The organism is Erwinia rhapontici (genome assembly GCF_012271765.1).
Taxonomy (GTDB): Bacteria; Pseudomonadota; Gammaproteobacteria; order Enterobacterales; family Enterobacteriaceae; genus Erwinia; species Erwinia rhapontici.
Genome location: NZ_VRKO01000007.1, coordinates 41,961 through 60,867, shown reverse-complemented (window position 1 = coordinate 60,867; position 18,907 = coordinate 41,961). Strand labels below are relative to the sequence as shown.

Annotated in this window: 18 protein-coding genes; 8 read left to right on the top strand and 10 right to left on the bottom strand. The window is 53.2% G+C overall.

Annotated features, from left to right (window positions below):
* Positions 1-32: 32 nt before the first annotated feature.
* The 3 genes from FVB43_RS05060 to FVB43_RS05050 form a co-directional block, all read right to left on the bottom strand.
* On the bottom strand, positions 33-1,271 hold the full coding sequence (locus FVB43_RS05060; protein WP_167863509.1) for a protein-disulfide reductase DsbD family protein: 1,239 nt from the start codon (positions 1,269-1,271) through the stop codon (positions 33-35).
* Positions 1,272-1,296: 25 nt separating this feature from the next.
* Positions 1,297-1,860, bottom strand: a complete 564-nt coding sequence (locus FVB43_RS05055; protein WP_167863508.1) for a peroxiredoxin — start codon at positions 1,858-1,860, stop codon at positions 1,297-1,299.
* Between the two features lie 100 nt (positions 1,861-1,960).
* Positions 1,961-3,181 (bottom strand): MFS transporter, encoded by a 1,221-nt coding sequence (locus FVB43_RS05050; protein ID WP_167863507.1) that lies wholly within the window; start codon positions 3,179-3,181, stop codon positions 1,961-1,963.
* Positions 3,182-3,340: 159 nt separating this feature from the next.
* Here FVB43_RS05050 and FVB43_RS05045 point away from each other — a divergent pair, with 159 nt between their 5' ends.
* Positions 3,341-3,967 carry a TetR/AcrR family transcriptional regulator gene (locus FVB43_RS05045; protein ID WP_167863545.1) on the top strand — a complete coding sequence of 209 codons (627 nt, stop codon included), beginning with the start codon at positions 3,341-3,343 and terminating at the stop codon, positions 3,965-3,967.
* A gap of 40 nt (positions 3,968-4,007) precedes the next feature.
* On the opposite strand, the gene FVB43_RS05040 is transcribed toward FVB43_RS05045, so the two are convergent.
* The 3 genes from FVB43_RS05040 to FVB43_RS05030 form a co-directional block, all read right to left on the bottom strand.
* Positions 4,008-5,273, bottom strand: coding sequence for a type II toxin-antitoxin system HipA family toxin (locus FVB43_RS05040; RefSeq protein ID WP_167863506.1), 1,266 nt, complete (start codon positions 5,271-5,273; stop codon positions 4,008-4,010).
* On the bottom strand, positions 5,263-5,583 hold the full coding sequence (locus FVB43_RS05035; RefSeq protein WP_242462107.1) for a helix-turn-helix domain-containing protein: 321 nt from the start codon (positions 5,581-5,583) through the stop codon (positions 5,263-5,265). The genes FVB43_RS05040 and FVB43_RS05035 overlap by 11 nt, the downstream gene beginning before the upstream one ends.
* Positions 5,584-5,765: 182 nt before the next feature.
* Positions 5,766-6,680: a LysR family transcriptional regulator gene (locus tag FVB43_RS05030; RefSeq protein ID WP_167863505.1), complete on the bottom strand. Its 915-nt coding sequence runs from the start codon at positions 6,678-6,680 to the stop codon at positions 5,766-5,768.
* 117 nt (positions 6,681-6,797) lie between these two features.
* Here FVB43_RS05030 and FVB43_RS05025 point away from each other — a divergent pair, with 117 nt between their 5' ends.
* The 5 genes from FVB43_RS05025 (at position 6,798) to FVB43_RS05005 (ending at position 10,801) form a co-directional block, all read left to right on the top strand.
* Complete coding sequence (locus tag FVB43_RS05025; protein ID WP_167863504.1) at positions 6,798-8,237, top strand: NAD-dependent succinate-semialdehyde dehydrogenase; 1,440 nt, start codon at positions 6,798-6,800, stop codon at positions 8,235-8,237.
* 19 nt (positions 8,238-8,256) lie between these two features.
* A complete protein-coding gene (locus FVB43_RS05020; RefSeq protein WP_167863503.1) occupies positions 8,257-8,589 on the top strand; it encodes a carboxymuconolactone decarboxylase family protein in 333 nt (110 codons plus the stop codon).
* Positions 8,590-8,637: 48 nt separating this feature from the next.
* Complete coding sequence (locus FVB43_RS05015; protein ID WP_167863502.1) at positions 8,638-9,621, top strand: NAD(P)H-quinone oxidoreductase; 984 nt, start codon at positions 8,638-8,640, stop codon at positions 9,619-9,621.
* Positions 9,622-9,723: 102 nt separating this feature from the next.
* Complete coding sequence (locus FVB43_RS05010; protein WP_167863501.1) at positions 9,724-10,242, top strand: hypothetical protein; 519 nt, start codon at positions 9,724-9,726, stop codon at positions 10,240-10,242.
* 421 nt (positions 10,243-10,663) lie between these two features.
* Complete coding sequence (locus FVB43_RS05005) at positions 10,664-10,801, top strand: hypothetical protein (protein ID WP_167863500.1); 138 nt, start codon at positions 10,664-10,666, stop codon at positions 10,799-10,801.
* Between the two features lie 3 nt (positions 10,802-10,804).
* Here FVB43_RS05005 and FVB43_RS05000 read toward each other — a convergent pair whose 3' ends face one another.
* Both FVB43_RS05000 and FVB43_RS04995 read right to left on the bottom strand, forming a co-directional pair.
* Positions 10,805-12,472, bottom strand: a complete 1,668-nt coding sequence (locus FVB43_RS05000) for a methyl-accepting chemotaxis protein (RefSeq protein WP_167863499.1) — start codon at positions 12,470-12,472, stop codon at positions 10,805-10,807.
* 571 nt (positions 12,473-13,043) lie between these two features.
* Positions 13,044-14,036: a threonine ammonia-lyase gene (locus FVB43_RS04995; RefSeq protein WP_167863498.1), complete on the bottom strand. Its 993-nt coding sequence runs from the start codon at positions 14,034-14,036 to the stop codon at positions 13,044-13,046.
* Positions 14,037-14,087: 51 nt separating this feature from the next.
* On the opposite strand from FVB43_RS04995, the gene FVB43_RS04990 reads away from it, so the two are divergent.
* Positions 14,088-14,423 carry an ArsR/SmtB family transcription factor gene (locus FVB43_RS04990; RefSeq protein ID WP_167863497.1) on the top strand — a complete coding sequence of 112 codons (336 nt, stop codon included), beginning with the start codon at positions 14,088-14,090 and terminating at the stop codon, positions 14,421-14,423.
* Between the two features lie 135 nt (positions 14,424-14,558).
* On the opposite strand, the gene FVB43_RS04985 is transcribed toward FVB43_RS04990, so the two are convergent.
* Positions 14,559-15,254, bottom strand: a complete 696-nt coding sequence (locus tag FVB43_RS04985) for a DJ-1/PfpI family protein (protein WP_167863496.1) — start codon at positions 15,252-15,254, stop codon at positions 14,559-14,561.
* A 384-nt stretch (positions 15,255-15,638) separates the two neighbouring features.
* On the opposite strand from FVB43_RS04985, the gene FVB43_RS04980 reads away from it, so the two are divergent.
* Positions 15,639-17,447 carry a sensor domain-containing diguanylate cyclase gene (locus tag FVB43_RS04980; RefSeq protein WP_167863495.1) on the top strand — a complete coding sequence of 603 codons (1,809 nt, stop codon included), beginning with the start codon at positions 15,639-15,641 and terminating at the stop codon, positions 17,445-17,447.
* Here the strand turns inward: FVB43_RS04980 and FVB43_RS04975 are convergent.
* Positions 17,423-18,808 (bottom strand): aldehyde dehydrogenase family protein, encoded by a 1,386-nt coding sequence (locus FVB43_RS04975; protein WP_167863494.1) that lies wholly within the window; start codon positions 18,806-18,808, stop codon positions 17,423-17,425. The two genes, FVB43_RS04980 and FVB43_RS04975, sit on opposite strands and share 25 nt — an antisense overlap.
* Between the last annotated feature and the right edge of the window lie 99 nt (positions 18,809-18,907).

Here is an 18,907-nt window from a genome sequence, read left to right as displayed (position 1 = left end):
GACATTGCGCTGGCATTCACACACAGATCGCATTAGGTTTTTTTCCCGGTTTCTGTTGCATGGTCGAGCGCGTCGATCACGATACGCGGCGTCAGCACCTGCGGCAGCACCACAGGTTTGCCACAATCGGCGGGGTACACCACATAGAGCGGCAGACCACCGCGTCCAAAATCACTGAGCGCCTGTTCCACATCTGGATTGTATTTTGTCGAATCCGCGACCATATAAATCGTACTGGTACGCGCCATCGCGGCTTTGACCGCCTGCGTTGAGAGCGATGTCCGATCGTTCACCTGGCACGTGATGCACCATGAGGCAGTAAAGTTCACCAGAATCGGTTTACCCTGTCCTTTGATGGCATCAACGTTCTGCGGTGACCAGGCCACCGCAGCGGCGGCATCCGTACCCTCGTCCGCCTCCGTCTGTGAAGAAAGTGAGGTCAGACTGGCCAGCGGCGGCACCACCAGCAGCACAAACAGCGCTGTGGCAAGGTGTTGCGGCCAGTGGCGGCGTCCCATCATACGGCGTTTCTGCGCGATGCCATACAGCCAGGCGGCAAAACTCAGCACGAGGCAGCAGGCCAGAATCAGCGCCAGCGCCGCAGAGCCAGCCTGCCGCTCGAGGACCCAGATAAGCCAGGCGACGGCGCCCAACATGGGAAATGCCAGTGCATGTTTCAGCGTCACCATCCAGGCGCCCGGCGCAGGCAACACGCGTGCCAGCAACGGGAAGAAGGAGACCAGGGTAAACGGCGCGGCAAACCCGAGCGCCAGTGCGGTAAAGATAGCCAGACTGACCAGCGGCGGCTGCGTCAGCGCATAGCCAACGGCACTGGCCATAAACGGTGCACTGCAGGGCGTGGCAACGATAATCGCCAGTGCCCCGGTGAGCGCGGATCCCGTTAAGCCGCCGCGCCCGCTGCCCACTTCCCCCACACGCTGTACCGAGAGCCCCACTTCAAACAGCCCAAACAGATTCAGCGCTGACGCCAGCATGACCAGAATCAGCAGGGCAATCACCAGCGGTGACTGGAGCTGAAAGCCCCAGCCAACGGCTGACCCACCCGCACGGGCCAGCAATAATGCGCCGGCCAGCAGCAGCATGGTGATCACCACCCCGCCGAGAAATGCCAGCCCTTCCGTACGGGCCTGAGCGGGTTGGTCGTGATGGCGGATCAGACTCAGTGCTTTCAGTGAAATCACCGGAAACACGCACGGCATCAGATTCAGGATCATGCCGCCCAGAAAGGCGGCTGCGATGGCAGTCAGCATACTTTACCTGCTTAAGTGAACAAGGTTATGCCGGGTTGGCCTGACGGTATTTTTTCACAGCATCCATCGCTTTCTGGATATGCGCATCCGGGTTCTTATCGGTATAACTCAGCAGGATTTTGCCGTCCGGCGCGATGACATAGGAGGTACGGTCAGACAACGTCTGCCCCTTCATCTGCATGGTGCTCTGATACTCGCCGGCAACTTTCGCGCCCGGATCGGCGGCAACGGTAAATTTGTCGCGGCACTCCAGCTGGGAAAATTTGGCAATCTGATCCACATTCCCTGCGGTCACACCAATCACCGTCGCACCCTGTTGGGTAAATTCGTCGGTGGCTTCAGCGAAGTCGTGGGCTTCCAGCGTACAACCGGCACTAAAGGCGGCGGGGAAGAAGTACAACACTACAGGGCCCTTTTTCAGTGCCTGCTGGAGTGAGAAGGTGGTCGGTTTCCCGGCCAGGGCCGCTTTAAGCTCGAAGTCAGGGGCTTTTTCACCGACCGGCAGGGCGGCAAAAGCGGATGTAACAGGCAGCGCCAGGCCAAGAACGGCGGCAACAGCCAGGGTGCTCAGGGTGTTTTTCATACGCATGATGATCTCTCCAGTGTGAGGACAGGCGACAGCGCCTGATAACCTTAACCAGAGGTTCGCCCGACCGCAGGCAAAAGTTGCGGTCGGGCGAAAATATTTTTCAGATGCAATCCTGTTGATTGCTTAACGGTTCTCGGGAGGGTCTGTTGGCGACAGGGAAACCCTGCTTTGAACGCACAACAACCGTTATCGCAACCATTAACACCACGAGGAGAGCCCAGGGAAAAGATCCGGTTCCGTAATGTTCCAGCAGTAAACCACCTGAAATGCCCCCCAACGCAATAGCGCTGTTCCACGTCACCACGTTCATCGACAACGCCACATCGGCATGCTCAACCGCAGCATCTGCCAGCGCTGTCTGAAGCAGTGTTGCCGCTCCGCCGAACGTCAGTCCCCATAGGGCTATGCCGATATAAATCACTGCCGGGTTGCTCGCATCCACACCAAAAACGAGCGACACTGCCGCAAAAACTGACAGTGACAGCAGCACTGCTTTGCGCAGATGGGTATCAATGATTCTGCCGGTGATAAAAATGCCGCACAGGGCGGTAATACCAAAGACCAGCAATACCAAATCAATCCTTCCGGCCAGACCCGCAGGCGCAATAAACGGCGCAATAAAGGTGTAAAGAATGTTGTGTGCCAGCATCCACGCCAGCACCACACCCAGCACTGACCGTACGCCGGGGAGACGCAACACGGAACCCAACTGCACTTTTTTTGTGTCTGGCTCACCCGGATAATTTGGCACTGCAAGCAGTATCCAGCCAATGAGGATGACCGACAGCCCTGACATCACAGCAAAAGTCAGGCGCCATCCGAGAAATGCCCCCATCCATGTGCCTGCCGGCACCCCGAGAGACAAAGCAATCGGGGTGCCAACCATTGCCAGTGCCAGCGCACGTCCATGAAGCGAGGGAACGACCATTCTTCGCGCATATCCGGCGATCAGGCTCCATGCCAGGCCCGCTGAAGCGCCAGCAAGGAACCGGGCGATTAAAATGACGGCGATGTGAGAAGAGATCGCCGTCAGCGTGTTGAAAATCAGAAATCCGCCAACCGTGCTGAGAAGAACGGTTCGGCGTGACCAGGTTCGGGTCATCAGCGTAAGGGGAATGGCGGCCAGTAACGACCCCACTGCATACGCCGTCACCAGTTGTCCGGCCAGCGACGGTGAGATATGGAGTCCGGTACTCATTTGCGGCAACAATCCGGCAGGGATTGTCTCGGTCAGTATGCAGATAAAGCCGGCCATCGCCAGGGCAAGCAGGGCAAAGACGGGCAATTGCTGAGCTTCTCTGTTGTGTTGCTGTGTTTTCATTATTCAGCCTGTTAAGTCAATTCAGGGCCTGCCGCTATCGCTTCAGGCGACGGAGGCAATATCGCGATAAATACATACCGATCGATACATATGTTGCATTGTCGCTCTCAGCGTTGTCAATTAAATATGTATCGATTAGTATAAATCGCGGAGGAAGCGATAATGAAAACAGGTCGACCAAGACAGTTTGATCGGGATGAAGCAGTGATAAGAGCCATGCACCTTTTTTGGGAAAATGGTTACGATTCAACCTCTCTCGCCATGCTGAAAGCATCAATAGGCAGAGGGATTACGGCCCCCAGCTTCTATGCCGCCTTTGGGTCAAAAGAGGCGCTGTTTAATGAAGCCGTGAACTGCTATCTGAAAACACATGCACAGGTAACAGAACCGCTGTGGGACAGTGAGCTGCCTGCCCGGCAGGCACTGGAGACCGCACTGACTAATTCAGCCCGGATGCAGTATGGGCCTGAACATCCCAGGGGATGTATGGTCGCGCTCAGTGCCATGTTTACCTGCCCGGCGGAAAACAGGCACATCCTCCAGCCGCTGGAGGAGTCCCGTCGCCGTACCCGTGAAGGAATAATGCATTGCGTAAAAAGGGGCATCAGCAGCGGTGAGTTAGCGGATAATGAGGACACACTGGCACTGGCTGTCAGCGTCGATAGTTTCCTGCTGGGGATATCGACACTTGCGCGGGATAATGTGCCGCTGGCAGGCGTAGAACGGGCCATTATTCACATGATGGGATTATGGGATGCTGCCCGTGTGATAGCAGAAGAATGCTAATGTTTAACGCATTGCGAAACGACCAGCCTGCGGGCGAAAACTACTTTTGCATGCGTGCAATATTGTCATCAATACGCCCCTGAAGGGTATGCAGCGTCTCAGCGGTGATGCGTCCGGGAAACAGCTCGTCCGCTTTGCCAGCAAAACCAGAGGCAATGGTGCAATATTTTTCCAGCATGGCATCCACCTGCGGGGCGGTCAGTTCCGCTTCCTGTTCACCTAACGCGAGCAGATGTTCGCGACCAATATCCAGCGCTTCTCCCATCACATCCATTTGATGATAGCCGCCCGGGCCTTCGCAGTACGTCACATCATATGCAGGGGCCAGCGCCCACTCGCCACTTGCCGACATGCAATACGCGAAGTTCTTCGGATGATCGTCGCGATTGTTGAACACCACGTTGAACACCACCCGTTCAAATGCCAGCACTTTCTGCCTGACGTCATTGGTGCAGAGCTGAGTAGCACGCAGGAAGTTGGTGTAGTCCAGCACGCCCGCCACCTGGTAATTGGCCCCGGTGTAAGCCGCAAGACTCTGCATCGGTACACGCAGGCCGTTTTGCCGATCAAATCGCCGCGAAGCAAAAGCAGCCTGTCCGTTGGGAAGGGCAAAATACGCGGTATCTGGCGTACTGATTTGGCACTCGCGCAGACAGTGCGCATAGACAGCTTCAATGGCACAGACTTCCGGATGTTCCTGCCGGGCAGGGAACTTGATGAGCCAGGCTTCAAGGCCCGGTGTGCTGGCGGTGCTGAAGTGACCGCTATTCGGATCGCGATACAGCAGCGCTTTCGGTCTTGCACCCTGTGGCGAGCCTCCCATCTGCAACAGCCTTTGCAAAAACCCACCGCCTTCGCCCTCCAGTACTTCCTGAACTTCAGCGGAGAGTTGTGCGAGGCCGATATCTTCAGTCGGCCCTGCGGCTTCAGACTGTGACGGTTCAAATGACATGGCACCCATCGCATTGTTGCCGATCCAGGTCAGGCGTTCTAACGGTCCAATCCGTGCCGCATTGAGCCCGCGCTGGCGGAACAGTCGGTCCATCAACAACATGCCCCAACCATCAGGAAGTGCGTCATAAACCGGGCCGGGAAGGCCCAACTGATGAACCGGGAAGTCTCTGCGCAGGCGGGGCCCCTTCAGCGGCAGGGTGAGGGAGGCCAGCTCCAGGCCACGGCGAACCGCCTCTTCGCTGTACTCAAACAGGATCACCGGCCGCCCGGTGAGCGCCGTCGAGGATACCAGCGATCCCCAGAGCCAGCGATCGCCCCATCCCTCGTACCAGACATCGACTTTATTCACCATGATGCGCGCTCTTTTTTACCCGCTGGCGGGTGGTGGTTTTCTCAAAACGCCGCAAATCGTCCAGACTGTCGATCTGAGGGGCAAACAGCGCCTCCAGCTCTTTGCCACGACCCAGCACCATCGCCACTCTCACCAGGTTTTCAAACCCGACATTGCGCCCGGACTCCAGGTTGGACACAGTGTTCACACCGATCCCGGCCCTGGCAGCCACTTCAGCCTGGGTCATCTGTTGCAGCAGACGCTCTTTGCGCAGTCGCTCGCACAGCAGCTTAACGATTTCATCGGGCTTACTGAGAGTTAAATCCATCATAAAGTGGTTCAGGTCCGTGAGATGAGGTAACAGCCACCATTATAGTGTTAATCCAGCAAAGTGCGAAGCAAGATAAATCCATTATTATGTGGTTTAAAACTCTATTTTTAATATAAACCACAAAATACTGTTTTTATATTTCACACTTTCTCTGCGTTCTTCTCTCGGTTCTACATGAATAGCTAAGACCACACAGGGGGCTGACCGATAGAAGCACGCAGATAATCCATGAATACGCTGACGCGAGCAGGCGGGTTGCGCAGGGCGCGCAGGGCATGGATGCCGGTGCAGGCTTCGGGCTGTTCTGACCATTCAGGAAAAATCTGCTGTAACAGGCCAGTTTTAATATCCATGCCAACAACCCAGTCCGGCAGGTAAGCAATGCCCAGGCCTTCCAGCGCCGCCTGGCGCATTCCTTCAAAATCATCGCAGCCAAACACCGGCTGCGAATGCGAACAACGCGCCGGATGCCCCAGTACATCGGTCCAGCCAAGCAGATCAGCGCCGTGTAATTTATCGATCAGACGATGTGATGCAATGTCCGGAAGCTGCGCCGGTTGCCCCGCCGCGTTCAGATAATCCGGGCTGGCGCACAGGACTCGCTTCTGCAGCGCGATACGGCTGCCAATGAGCGTACTGTCCGACATATCACCGATACGGATAACCACATCCAGACGTTCAGCCACGGGATCGGCAATGCGCTCGGTGAGATCCAGTTCAACCTTTAACTCAGGATATTTTCGCGCCAGTTGCCCCATCACCGGTAAAAGATAGCGTTTACCGAACGTCGGGAAGCAGGCCACGCGCAGAACGCCGGCAACTTCCCCCTTCATTGATGCCAGCTCCTGCCGGGTGTCTTCCAGCGAATCAAGTATCTGGCGGGCGCGAACCAGCAGCACTTCTCCCGCATCCGTCAGGGTCAGATGGCGCGTGGAGCGAAGGAATAAGGGGGTGTCCAGCCAGGCTTCAAGCGCATCAATCTGACGACCAATCGACGAGGGCGTGCGACCACGCCGCCGGCCCGCAGCGGAAAAACTGCTCTCCCGCGCAACATCGGCAAACACACCAAGAAACTCTGCGAATTTTTCTGACTGCATTTGTGCGTTCTCTGCATAGCTGTTGTGGGCAGGGGCTATCTTATCAGCTACCTGCTAACCCCTTAAGCTTCTTCTCACCGGAAAAACATCCCTGAATAATCCGAAGAGGAAAAGGCCATGCAAACACCATCTTATGATCCACTGTATCTTTTTATTAATGGTTGCTGGGAATCAGCAGGTGAGCGGGATACGTCGCCCGTCATCAACCCAGCGAACGGCGCTGTTCTGGGCCGTCTTCCAATGGCAACAGACGCAGACATTCAACGTGCCCTGAACGCCGCATCTGACAACTTCGCCATCTGGCGCCATACCGTTCCCGAACAGCGCGCAATGATAATGAAAAAAGCAGCGGGATTGATGCGTGAACGGGCAGACCATATTGCAACACTGATGACGTTAGAAGAGGGTAAGCCGCTGGCGGAAAGCCGTGATGAAGTGCAGCGCGCTGCCGATTACTTCGAGTGGTTTGCCGAAGAAGCGCGGCGTATTGACGGTCGTATCGTCCCGGCGAACCGGCCCGGGGTTCAGCAGCTCGTCAAACGCCAGGCTATCGGTCCGGTTGCGGCATTCACGCCCTGGAATTTTCCGGCCATCACCCCGGCACGCAAACTTTCTGCAGCCCTTGCGGCAGGGTGTAGCGTTATCCTGAAGCCCGGCGAAGAGAGCCCGGCGACAGCGCTGGCACTGGCACGTTGCCTGGACGATGCGGGCCTGCCGAAAGGTGTATTGCAGATCGTTTTTGGTGTTCCGGACAGCGTTTCCTCAACCCTCATCGCCTCACCAATCATCAGAAAGGTCGCCTTTACCGGCTCCGTTCCGGTAGGTCGCCTGCTGTCAGAACGCGCGGCGGCAGGCGTCAAACCCATCACGCTGGAGTTGGGTGGTCACGGGCCAGTGCTGGTGTTCAATGATGCCGACATCGAAAAAGCGGCGGAAGAGGGTGCCGCAAACCGGTTCCGCGGCACCGGCCAGATTTGTATCTCCTCAACCCGCTTTCTTATCCAGCATGATGTTTACGACCGCTTTGTCGAACGCTTCGTTGCTGCAACAAAACAGCTCGTCATTGGCGATGGCATGGCGACAGGAACGCAGGTGGGGCCTTTAGCCAATTTGCGACAGGTAGAAAAAATGGGCGGGCTTATCGCCGATGCCGTTGAGCAGGGAGCGGTGATCCTCACCGGGGGAAAACGCATCGATGGCCCCGGCTATTTCTTTGAACCCACAGTGCTGGCCAACGTGCCAATGAGCGCGCGCATCATGCATGAAGAACCCTTCGGCCCGATTGCCATCATGCGTCCGTTTGATGCCCTTGAAGACGGACTGGTCGAAGCCAACCGGCTGCCCTATGCGCTTTCAGCCTACGCCTTCACCACCAATGCGCGCACCGCGCTGGATGTCGGCGATGGCCTCGAAGCGGGCATGATCGGTATCAATCAGTATCGTATTGTCGCAACCGAGTTGCCTTTTGGCGGCATGAAGGAGAGCGGTCATGGGTCAGAAGGCGGCCGCGAAGGCATCGCGCCATACCTGACAAATAAATTTATCAGCCAGATTTGAGCCACCTAAGGAACTCCTTATGAAACCGATCGACTTTACCAGCCCGCGTGCCGCTGCGCGCCCATTTACACCCAGGCTTGCCGAATTCGTGGAGCATCCACTTTACACCGAGGTCTGGGCCGACCCCGCGCTCGCCCCGCGAGATCGCAGCCTGATTACGATTGCCTGTCTGATTGCACTGAACCACGCCAACGAGTTACCGGCACACCTGAAGCGTGGCATCCAGAATGGCTTAACCGAGACGGAGTTAAGCGAAGTGATCACCCATCTGGCTTTTTATGCCGGGTTCCCGGCAGCGATCACCGCGTCGGCTTACGCCAATGCCACCTTTGCTGGCAACCAGACTGCCTGAAAAGCCGGGGCAGATGGGTATTAGATAAATAACAGAGGAAAAACAACGATGAAAGCCATTACTTTTGATCAATTCGGTGCGCCGGATGTGCTGCACCTGACAGATATCGCGCAGCCGGTTCTCCGTCCACACGACCTGCTGGTACGCAACCATGCTGCCGGCGTTAACCGCGCTGACCTGACCCACCGGCGCGGCGGGTACGGACGGCCAGACTTTGGTGATTCAACCATTATGGGGCTGGAAATAGCGGGTGAAGTTATCGCAACAGGGTCAGCGGTAGAAGGCTATAAGGTCGGCGTTCGGGTAATGGGGATCGTGGGCGGTGGAGCCTATGCTGACGTTTCCCGCATCGATTACCGTATGGCGATGCCCATTCCTGACCGACTGAATTATATTCAGGCCGCAGCCATCACTGAAGTCTTCGTCACGGCCCACGAAGCCCTGATCCATCTTGGCAAATTGCAGGCGGGGGAAACAGTTTTGATCCATGCCGGTACTGGCGGTGTGGGCGGGGCCGCTGTTCAGCTGGCAAGGGCCACGGGTGCAAACGTAATCACCACGGCGAAAGCTGAACATCATCAACAGGCTATTGCGCTGGGTGCTCATTCTGTCATTGATTATCAGAATGAAGATTTCGCTGAAAGGGTGGCGCAGTTAACTCACGGCAGCGGTGTTAACCTCATTCTTGATTTCATTGGTGCGCCTTACTTTGAGCGTAATATCAACGCGCTGGATTTTGGTGGGCGTCTTGTTCAAATCGGCATCATGGGGGGAATTGAAAATGCCCGTATTCCTCTCGACAGACTTCTCTATCGTCATTTGCAAATTATGGGCACGGTGATGAAGTCCCGCTCACAGGAAGTGAAACACAGCATGTCACGCCGTTTTCGTGAACAGTGGCTGGCAAAGTTTAACGATGGCACGCTTAATCCGGTTATCGACAGCATCTATCCCTTAGCGGAAGCCGCTGCTGCCCATCAGCGTATGGAGTCGGGCCTGAATGCCGGGAAAATTGTGCTGACAATGGCGTGAAATTCTTTAGAGGAAACGCTTTTTTACCGGGCTGGAGTTGGTCACACTGACTCCAGTGTAATAATATGACGATAATGTCCTGGTAAACGAAAAGGGAAATCAATGAAGTCTTTTTTGACTTGCGCATCAATTCTGGCGCTGTCATTTTCAGCAGGTGCTGCTGAAAAGAACGACAATATGATATATACACAACCCTCAGCAGGACGAGATGTCTATCTTACCTGCAAAGGTTACCAGGTAAAGGATCGTGTGTTAAGCAAACTTGAGAAGGACGCCTATCTTGAAGGAACAGGAGAACAAATTCAGTTTGCACTTATCGCTACTGACTACTCCCCAAATGCATTGAAAGTCTTTTTTGATTCATGGGGTTTCACTCCTTTTGGATTGATTGAAAACCATACGATGCATAATAGCTGGACTTTAATTCATACAGGAGGAAGGGTGTCTGTTGAGGAAAATAAAATTGATTACTCCTTTGTGGATACTCGACCACAGAACACTTTAAAGCCTGAATCAAAAACTGGCGTATTTCTCTACAACTGTCGGGAGGCCGGGAAAAGGCCTTCATGGGTTGAAAAAAAATTAACGGCGGCAAAAGCCTTCAGTGGCATCCTGAAATGATTCGGTGATTAAAATCACCACATAAAAATCATATTATCGCGTTGTACTGATCCTGATGAGTGTTCGGTGACCGCATGTGCGGCCACCATTACATACGGAGACAGATACAGAGCATTATTCATCAGGTCAACTTGAGCTGCAACCTTAAGGCATATTATTGCTCAACCACCTGGCTGGTGCAATTAATTTACTGCTGTTTTTTCTTGATAATTTCACTCAAATTACTGATTAAATTTGAAATCACTTTAAAAGAAAGGATCATGCTTTGCAGATTGTAATAGAGTTGTGAATCACACCTGATGATATAATCATTAAACCCTTCAGAGGATAATATTTTTCTCGCTTCCAGATACTGGGTATGCAAATGACTACAGTTGTTGATATAGATATCCATTGACTGATACTGGCTGTCTGACATCTGATGAATAAGCGTCACCATATGTTCGAACGTGAAGAGCAGTTCCTCATGCAGGATGAGATGATTGTGATTATTATCAATATTGTTCATATTTCCCCGAAAAGCATGAGCGGCATGATATTTACCGCTCATAAAAAGTAAACATTAAAAACTCTGCCAGTTATCCTCTTCCGTCGTCACTGACGATGGTTTTATTCTGGCTGACAAATTTGAGGAGGGAGGTATATATGGCAGGTTCCTGTTAACACTGCTCTCATACCGCTCAGGTGCTTTATTAAGCCGGAATTCTCCAACCAGTTGTGACAGCATAGACGCCTGTTCGCCCAGAGACTGAGAAGCTGCGGAGGCCTCTTCTACCAGGGCTGCGTTCTGCTGGGTTACATCATCCATCTGATTGACAGCCTGATGTACCTGAGTGATCCCCTGGCTTTGTTCGGATGCCGCTGCAGCGATTTCGTTTACCAGATCCGTGACCTGCCTGATCGCACCCTTCATGACCATCATGTTTTTACTTACATCTTCTGCCTGATCCGCACCCGTTTCGATCAGTAACGACGAGTTATCAATCAGCTCTTTAATCTCACGTGCTGCCGTCGTGGAGCGTTGGGACAGGTTCCTGACTTCACCAGCCACTACCGCAAACCCTTTACCATGCTCGCCGGCGCGTGCAGCCTCGACCGCCGCATTCAACGCCAGAATATTGGTTTGAAACGCAACACCCTCGATAAGAGTGATGATGTCGGTTATTTTGCGCGAACTGTTGCGAATCCCCTCCATAGTGCCCATCATTGTATGCAGTGAGTCGGCATTTTTTTCTGACAGTTCATTCACACTATCAGCCAGAAGACTCGCCTGCCGGGTGTTGTCTGCCGTCTGCCTGACGGTCTCACTGAGTTCAGCCATACTGGATGCCGTTTGTTCTAAAGATGCAGCCTGTTCTTCCGTACGTGCAGACAGATCTTCGTTGCCCGCTGCGATCTGAGCTGAAGCACTACTGACCGAATGAGAGGCAGAACTGACCGATGTGAGTGCTTCGGAAACACGTTTCATCAGTGCATTAAATGCACTGCCCGTGGTCCCTATTTCGTCATGCCTTCTGACATCGGCCACAATCGTGAGGTCCAGTGATTCACTGACCTCTGTCATCGTCTCACGAATGCCTTGCAGACTCCGGCGTATACCGACTATCACCTTTATAGCAAAAGTCCCCAGGATCAGGATTACCGCAAGGACACCTAAACTGAGTCCCCATAGTGTTCTTTCATAAGTCTTATGATTTACTTCACGCAGCCCATCCCCAATAGCCACATTCAGCGCAAACTGCTTTTTATAGGTCTCCGTAAGTGCTCTGATTGACTGACCGACGCCACTATTTCCTTCAATCAGACTCAATGTGACATCATCATGATGTTCCCGTGACGCAGACAGAAATTCCGGTAGCTTTTTGCCAATCGCCTCAATATATCCATAAGCAATATTTGTCATTCTTCTGTCTTCATCAGAGGAGATGTCATTTTCGAGATAATGGTCAGTCAGCGACTTAAGTTCGGAATAACGATTCTGAAGATTCGTTTCAATGGGCGGCATTTTGCTGTTATCAGTCTGGCTCTGATGTTGATAAAGTGTCAGCATCAAGCGGTGACTTTTTTCAACTAACTGACTGAGATCTTTGATAGAGGGTATCGCATTGCTCTGCACAGCCTCAAAACGGCCCTGAAAACCCGAGAGTAAAATTATTGCCGTGATAGCGACCGCCAATAGCGCTGTTGACATAAGAAAAAAAGTCAACATAAGTCGTTGCGTAATATTCATATTTTTCCCTTTGAAATTCATTCAAAATCAGAAACAAGAAAAGTAAAAAATCGTTTCATTAAGGGTGTAATTTACTTCAGTTTATTTAACACTTTCAACAAAATAACTTTATCTGATTTTAAGTAGATCTTAAGTGTCTTTATTTAGCCAAATTTATAATTGTAAAAACTCATGTTGATCGTTTTTTTGAAATAATATTCCGACAATAATCACCCTCCATTGCTCGTTACGTAAGCTCCTGCTTCAATTGGAATTAATATATAAAAAACAACAGAGGAAAACCTCTGACTTTTGTTCAAAAAAAATCAATCTCATTGTGATTTATCAAGAATTAAATTGAACTAATACCTATTCTCATCATTCAACCATGACGCTTTACATGGAAAGAACAACGGAACTTACGGCAGGATTTGAATCGTTGTACGCCACGATGACGAGGAGGATGACAAGAAACCCTGCGCGACAGGCTCTCTTGTCGGACCTTAAATCAGCTTAAGCAAAGCCCTTTAATCCTCAAAAGACACTGTGCAGAACACTGACCACCGTGTTCTGCAGAGCCGTCAACCTTTCCTCAGGTTGTCGCTTCATTCAGTAAGCCGAGATAACGTGAGCCTGATATATTCCTGCCCGTGACTACACAGACCGTTTTGCGCTCCCTGAGCGCTTTCGCATAGCGAAGTGCTCCCGCAACGGCCGGAATACCTGAAGGTTCGACAACGTGACGATGCAGATTGAGCATTAAATGCATCGCTGCCTTGATTTCAGCTTCAGAGACGGTTACTACGCGATCAACATAATCACGGATAATTGGCCAGGTCATCGTCCCCGGTTCTATATAGCCACTGATGCCCTCGGCAACAGATGGCGCTAATGTAACAGAGACAGTATCATTCGCCTCTTTCCAGCGGGCGAACGTCGGGCTTGCTTCGCTTTGTACGCCCCACACTTCAACTGCGGGATTAATGGCTTTGATGGCCGTCGCAATGCCTGCGGCCAACCCGCCGCCACCGATATTGACGAGGATCACCTCAGCATCCATCCAGTCTTCCAGAATCTCCAGCGCGACGGTGCCGCCACCAGCGATCATATGCGGATTATCATAGGCCGAGACAAACGTCGCCCCAGAGTGCTGAGCAGCGGCAATCGCCGCCAGCCTGGCCTCTTCGATCCCGTCAAAATACCTGACCTCAGCACCATAGCCCTTCATTGCTGCAACCTTCATCGGGTCTGCCGACTGCGGCAGGCAGATAGTCACCGGAATACCGGCTATTTTCCCTGCACAGGCCAGACCCAGCCCATGATTTCCCGCCGTCGGGGCAATAACCCCAGAGCGTCGCTGTTCTGCATCAAGGCTGGCAAGCACGTTGGCAGCACCTCTTAGCTTAAAGCTACCGGTTAGCTGGAGATTTTCCATCTTAAGCCGGACTTCTGCCCCCACAAGCGCTGACAACTCTTGCGAATACTCCAGCGGCGTTCTGCATATTGTTGTTTTAATACGTTGAGCAGCGAGGAAAATGTCCTTCAGATTTACGTTGTCCGTTGCCCTCAGGTGGTGATTTGTCATAATATTCTCCATCAAGTGTATATGAAAAAGACTATATAGGTGTTTGGCTATATGAACAAGCAAGCGACAGCAATGGCCGACATATTTCGTGCTCTCGGCAATGAACAGCGGTGGATAATCGTGGAGTGGTTGGCTGATCCACGGGCACATTTTCCAGAGCAGCAGGACGGTGATTTGGTGTTGGATGGGGTATGCGTTGGGTTTATCACTGAGAAAATCGGCCTGAGTCAGCCGACGGTCACAGGCCATCTTCACACACTTTCAAAAGCAGGTATTGTGACGTCGAAACGGATCAAGAACTGGGTATTCTACAAACTCGTCCCTGAACGGCTGAATGAAGCCATAACAACGCTGGCTGAACAGATTAAAACCACATCAAACAATTAGTTACAAATCAATAGCATACGTTCGCATAACGTTAATTATGTTAAATTGAGAATCAGAGTATGGCGACGAGCCAATATTCTCTGCAAGTTTAATCACCTCAACACCGCCTTTCCTGACACCCGGAAGAAAACAGGTTTACCCTTTCAGTCTGCCCGCCGATTTCAGCGTCGCTAATCGTCTCTTTTCAATAAAGGGGGCAAGCCGTTCTCTCATCTGTCTGACCTGCTCTTGCGGTGCAGAATGCGGAGATCCGCTATTAAAGGGGGGCTCGGGATCATATTCCAGACCCAGCTGAATGTTTTGTGCGATTTCAACGCCGTAAAGTTCCGCCACAACATACAACGCAAAGTCGATGCCCGACGTCACGCCCGCACCGGTAATACGATTACCATCCCGAACCACACGCTCACTGACCGGTTCAGCGCCCAGAAGAGCAAGCTGGTCGGACGATGACCAGTGAGACGTGGCTTTATATCCCTGAAGCAACCCTGCCGCCCCCAGGATCAGGGAGCCTGTACAGACGGACGTCACCAGCCTGGCCTGCTGGCTTTGGTGCCTGATAAACGCTAGCGTGCTGTCATCGTCCATCAGGTTTATCTGCCCCGGACCGCCAGGTATGCAAATCACATCTAACGGCGGACAGCTTTCGAAGGTCTGTGTCGGTAGCATCGCCAGCCCGCGATCGGAGATGACAGGGTCGAGGGTCTTCCAGATAAGGTGGACTTTCGCCCCAGGCGCACAGGCAAAAACCTCATACGGTCCGGTCAAATCCAGCGAGGTTAATCCGGGGAACAACAGCATGCCGATAGAAATGTCAGGGAAATCACTCATAGTCGCATCCTTATAAGAGAAAGATTACAACACCCGTTTAAACAGCCGCTGCACGCTGGCGTAAAGCAGGCCCGCAACATCATCCAAATGGAAACACCATTCAGGATACACGACAGGTTACTCAACATGTTCACGCTTCTTTTGCACAAGGTTATCCGCAGAATGTGCGTCAGCACGTGCCTGTATTGCGCCGGCTCCTCTGAGAGAGCAGCGCACGTCAGGCGCATCCTGCCTGTATCCCTCTGATATTTTTCGCTTCTTTTACACATTTTTATTGATTAAACAATTTCGTCATGTAATCAATAAAGTTTGGCTAAAAACCGCCGATACCGATCCTAGCCTGGCCCCGCTTCACGGCCGATAATCTGGAAAGCGAATCTGAATATGAGCGGGACTTTTTGTAGCGACGAGGCTAAACGCCTGGCGGCCCTTGAGATGCTGAAGGCCGATGATGCGGACCGTGATGATATTCTCGAAAAATTTACCCGGCTGACCAGTGAACTGCTGGGCATCCCCGGCAGCTTTGTCTCCATTCTCGATGACGAGAATCAGTTTATAAAAGCATCCTGTAACTTCGACCTTAAACAAACGTCACTGCAGAATGCTTTTTGCCGCCATACGCTGGCGCTGGGAACCGTGCTGGTATGCAACGATACGCATCGTGACCCGCGCTTCAGCCAGCATCCCCTGACGCTTGGGGAGCCTTTTATAAGGTTCTATGTCGGTGCTCCACTGCGTAATCGTGATGGCATACTCATCGGCACCCTGTGTGTTACCGATGTCAAACCTCAGACATTTTCTGATGACAAAATTGAATTGCTGGAGCTGTTAGCCGGTCTGGTCATCGGCTATCTGGATGCGTGGTACATTGCCGGTTATCAGGACGTGGTGACACGGTTACCGAATCGTCAGCGCCTGCTGAAAGATATCGAACTGTTGCAGCAGGCCGGTAACGATGAGACTCATCATCTGACCCTTATCGACTGCATTGATATGCCTCGGGCTTATGAAATTGCACGTTCGGTGGGAATGAATGCGGTTGAAAGCCTGCTCAAAGAACTGACATCCATGCTGCGTTCGCGTCTGCAGCTGGAAGATGATGACGTGCTGTATACCGTCGCGGTTGGCCGTTTTGCGTTGTTGAGTGGCAAGAATAATGGTGCCCGCGCCCGTGAGCTCAGCAAGCGGCTTGGCGGCATACGCGCCCAGATTTTTGACAATATTACGATTGATGCTAAACCGCACCTCGGTGAGGTGAGCTTTGTTCCGGCTGAGTCACAGGTCCCCGAAGTGCTGCGTCGTGCGGTCAGCGCCCTGCATGAAGCCATCACGCTGAAGCAGAGTTACATGGCCTACAATGCCGACAGTGATGGCCGTAACAGCCAGAACTTCCGCCTGTTGCATGACCTGGCGGCGGCGCTGCGCGGCAACAAAGGGCTGTATCTGGTTTATCAGCCGCAGATCTCCCTGCTGCACGGTAAACCGGTCGGACTGGAAGCCCTGCTGCGCTGGGATCATCCGCTGTTCGGCAATATCCCGCCGGATGAATTTATCCCGCTGGTGGCACAAACCAGCCTGATGGAAGAGTTAACGGACTGGGTGATCGACCACACCCTGGCGCAGCTGCGTCAGTGGCGCAGTACCGGGCTAAACCTGCCGGCCTCGGTGAATCTGTGCGTCAGTGATTTTTCACGTGCGGACTTTGCCGATAAGCTGGAAGAGAAGATGCTCAATGCCGGGCTTAATCCCGACGATCTGTGCATTGAATGTCTTGAGACCGAGCAGGTACTGGGGAATCCTGATGCACGGCGGGGGCTGGATAAACTTAAGCTGCGCGGTTTCCGCATAGCATTGGATGATTTTGGTTCCGGCTACAGCAATATCAATACGCTGTGCCGTATTCCGGTGGATGTGATAAAGCTGGACCGATCGCTGATCCAGAAGCTTTCTCACGACCCGGCCAGCGAAGTTATCGCCCGCCATGTCATCACCATGCTGAAAGAGCTGCACTATGTGGTGCTGGCCGAAGGCGTAGAAGATCAGCAAACCCTGGCCTCATTGCAGCGTTTAGGCTGCGATGAGATCCAGGGTTTTTATTACTCACGCCCTCTGGCACCGGAAGGTCTGGAACACTGGCTCAGCAACCACTACCCGGCAGCAGCAGACGATCAGGACTCAATCCAGACCGTCTGAGTATTGGTGAACTCGCGTAGACCGAAGTGTGACAGTTCACGGCCAAAGCCACTTTTCTTCACACCACCGATCGGCACGCGCGGATCGGAGAAACTTGGCGAGTTAATAAACATGCCTCCAGTTTCAATCTGTGATGCCAGCTGCTGTGCTTTGGCCAGATCGCGGCTCCACAGGCTGCCCCCCAGGCCGAACTCAGAATCGTTAGCCATCGCAACGGCGTGCGCGGCATCGTCTGCCACAATCAGCGAGGCCACCGGACCGAACAGCTCCTGAGTAAAACTGGTCATGCCAGGTTTAACATCACTGAGTACCGTTGGCGCATACCAGTTCCCTTCTCCTGGCAGCGCATGGCCGCCCAGCAGCAGCGTGGCGCCCTCTTTCAACGTTGCCTGCACCTGCGCGGCCAGTTCGTCACGCAGGTCGAAGCGTGCCATCGGACCAATCCAGATCCCGGACTCACGCGGATCGCCGATTTTCATCGCTTTGACGGCACTGACAAATTTCTCGCTGAACTGTTCAAACACCGCCGCCTCCACAATAATGCGTTTTGCCGCGATACAGATCTGTCCGTTGTTCATAAAACGCCCGGCGATAGCGCCCTTCACGGCCGCATCGATATCCGCATCGGCCAGCACGATAAAGGCATCGGAACCTCCCAGCTCCAGAACGCATTTCTTAATCGCGGCCCCGGAGAGCGCGGCGATGGCCGCACCGGCACGCACGCTGCCCGTTACCGTCACGGCGGCAATACGTTTATCGCCGATCGCCTGTGCCACACCGTCATTGTCAGCATTCACGACAGCAAATAAGTTCTGCGGCACACCGGCATTCGTCAGAATATCCCGCAATAACAGCGCACAGCCCATCACGTTCGGTGCCGGTTTAAGCAAATAGCTGTTGCCCGCCAGCATGATGGGTACAGCACCACGCAGCACCTGCCACACCGGGAAGTTCCACGGCATCACGGACAGCACCGGGCCGAGTGGCAGATAGTCCACGAAGGCTTTGTTACCTTCCACCAGCGTCGGTTCACGCTTGAGGAATGCCGGACCATGCTCACCATACCATTCGCACAACCTGGCGCTTTTTTCCACTTCAGCCAGCCCCTGATCGACAGGCTTACCCATTTCACGGGTCATCATATCGGCCAGTGCCTGGGCCTGCTGACGCAGTCCGCCTGCGATGTTTTGCAACAACGCCACACGGTCGCTCATTGCACTGTGGCGCCACTGCTGAAACGCCGAGTTAACAGACGCCAGCGCCTCGCTGACATCCGCGCTGCTGGCGAAAGGATAACGGGCAATGATCTCGCCCGTCGCCGGATTACGTGAAACTGCTACCGCAGAAGAGACATTTGTCATGATGACCGCCTTATCAGAAAACAGAGAATGTGGCGCCGCGTATTCACCCAAACGACGCGATATACCGTCATCATAGGCTTGCGAGAGATTCTTTTAAAA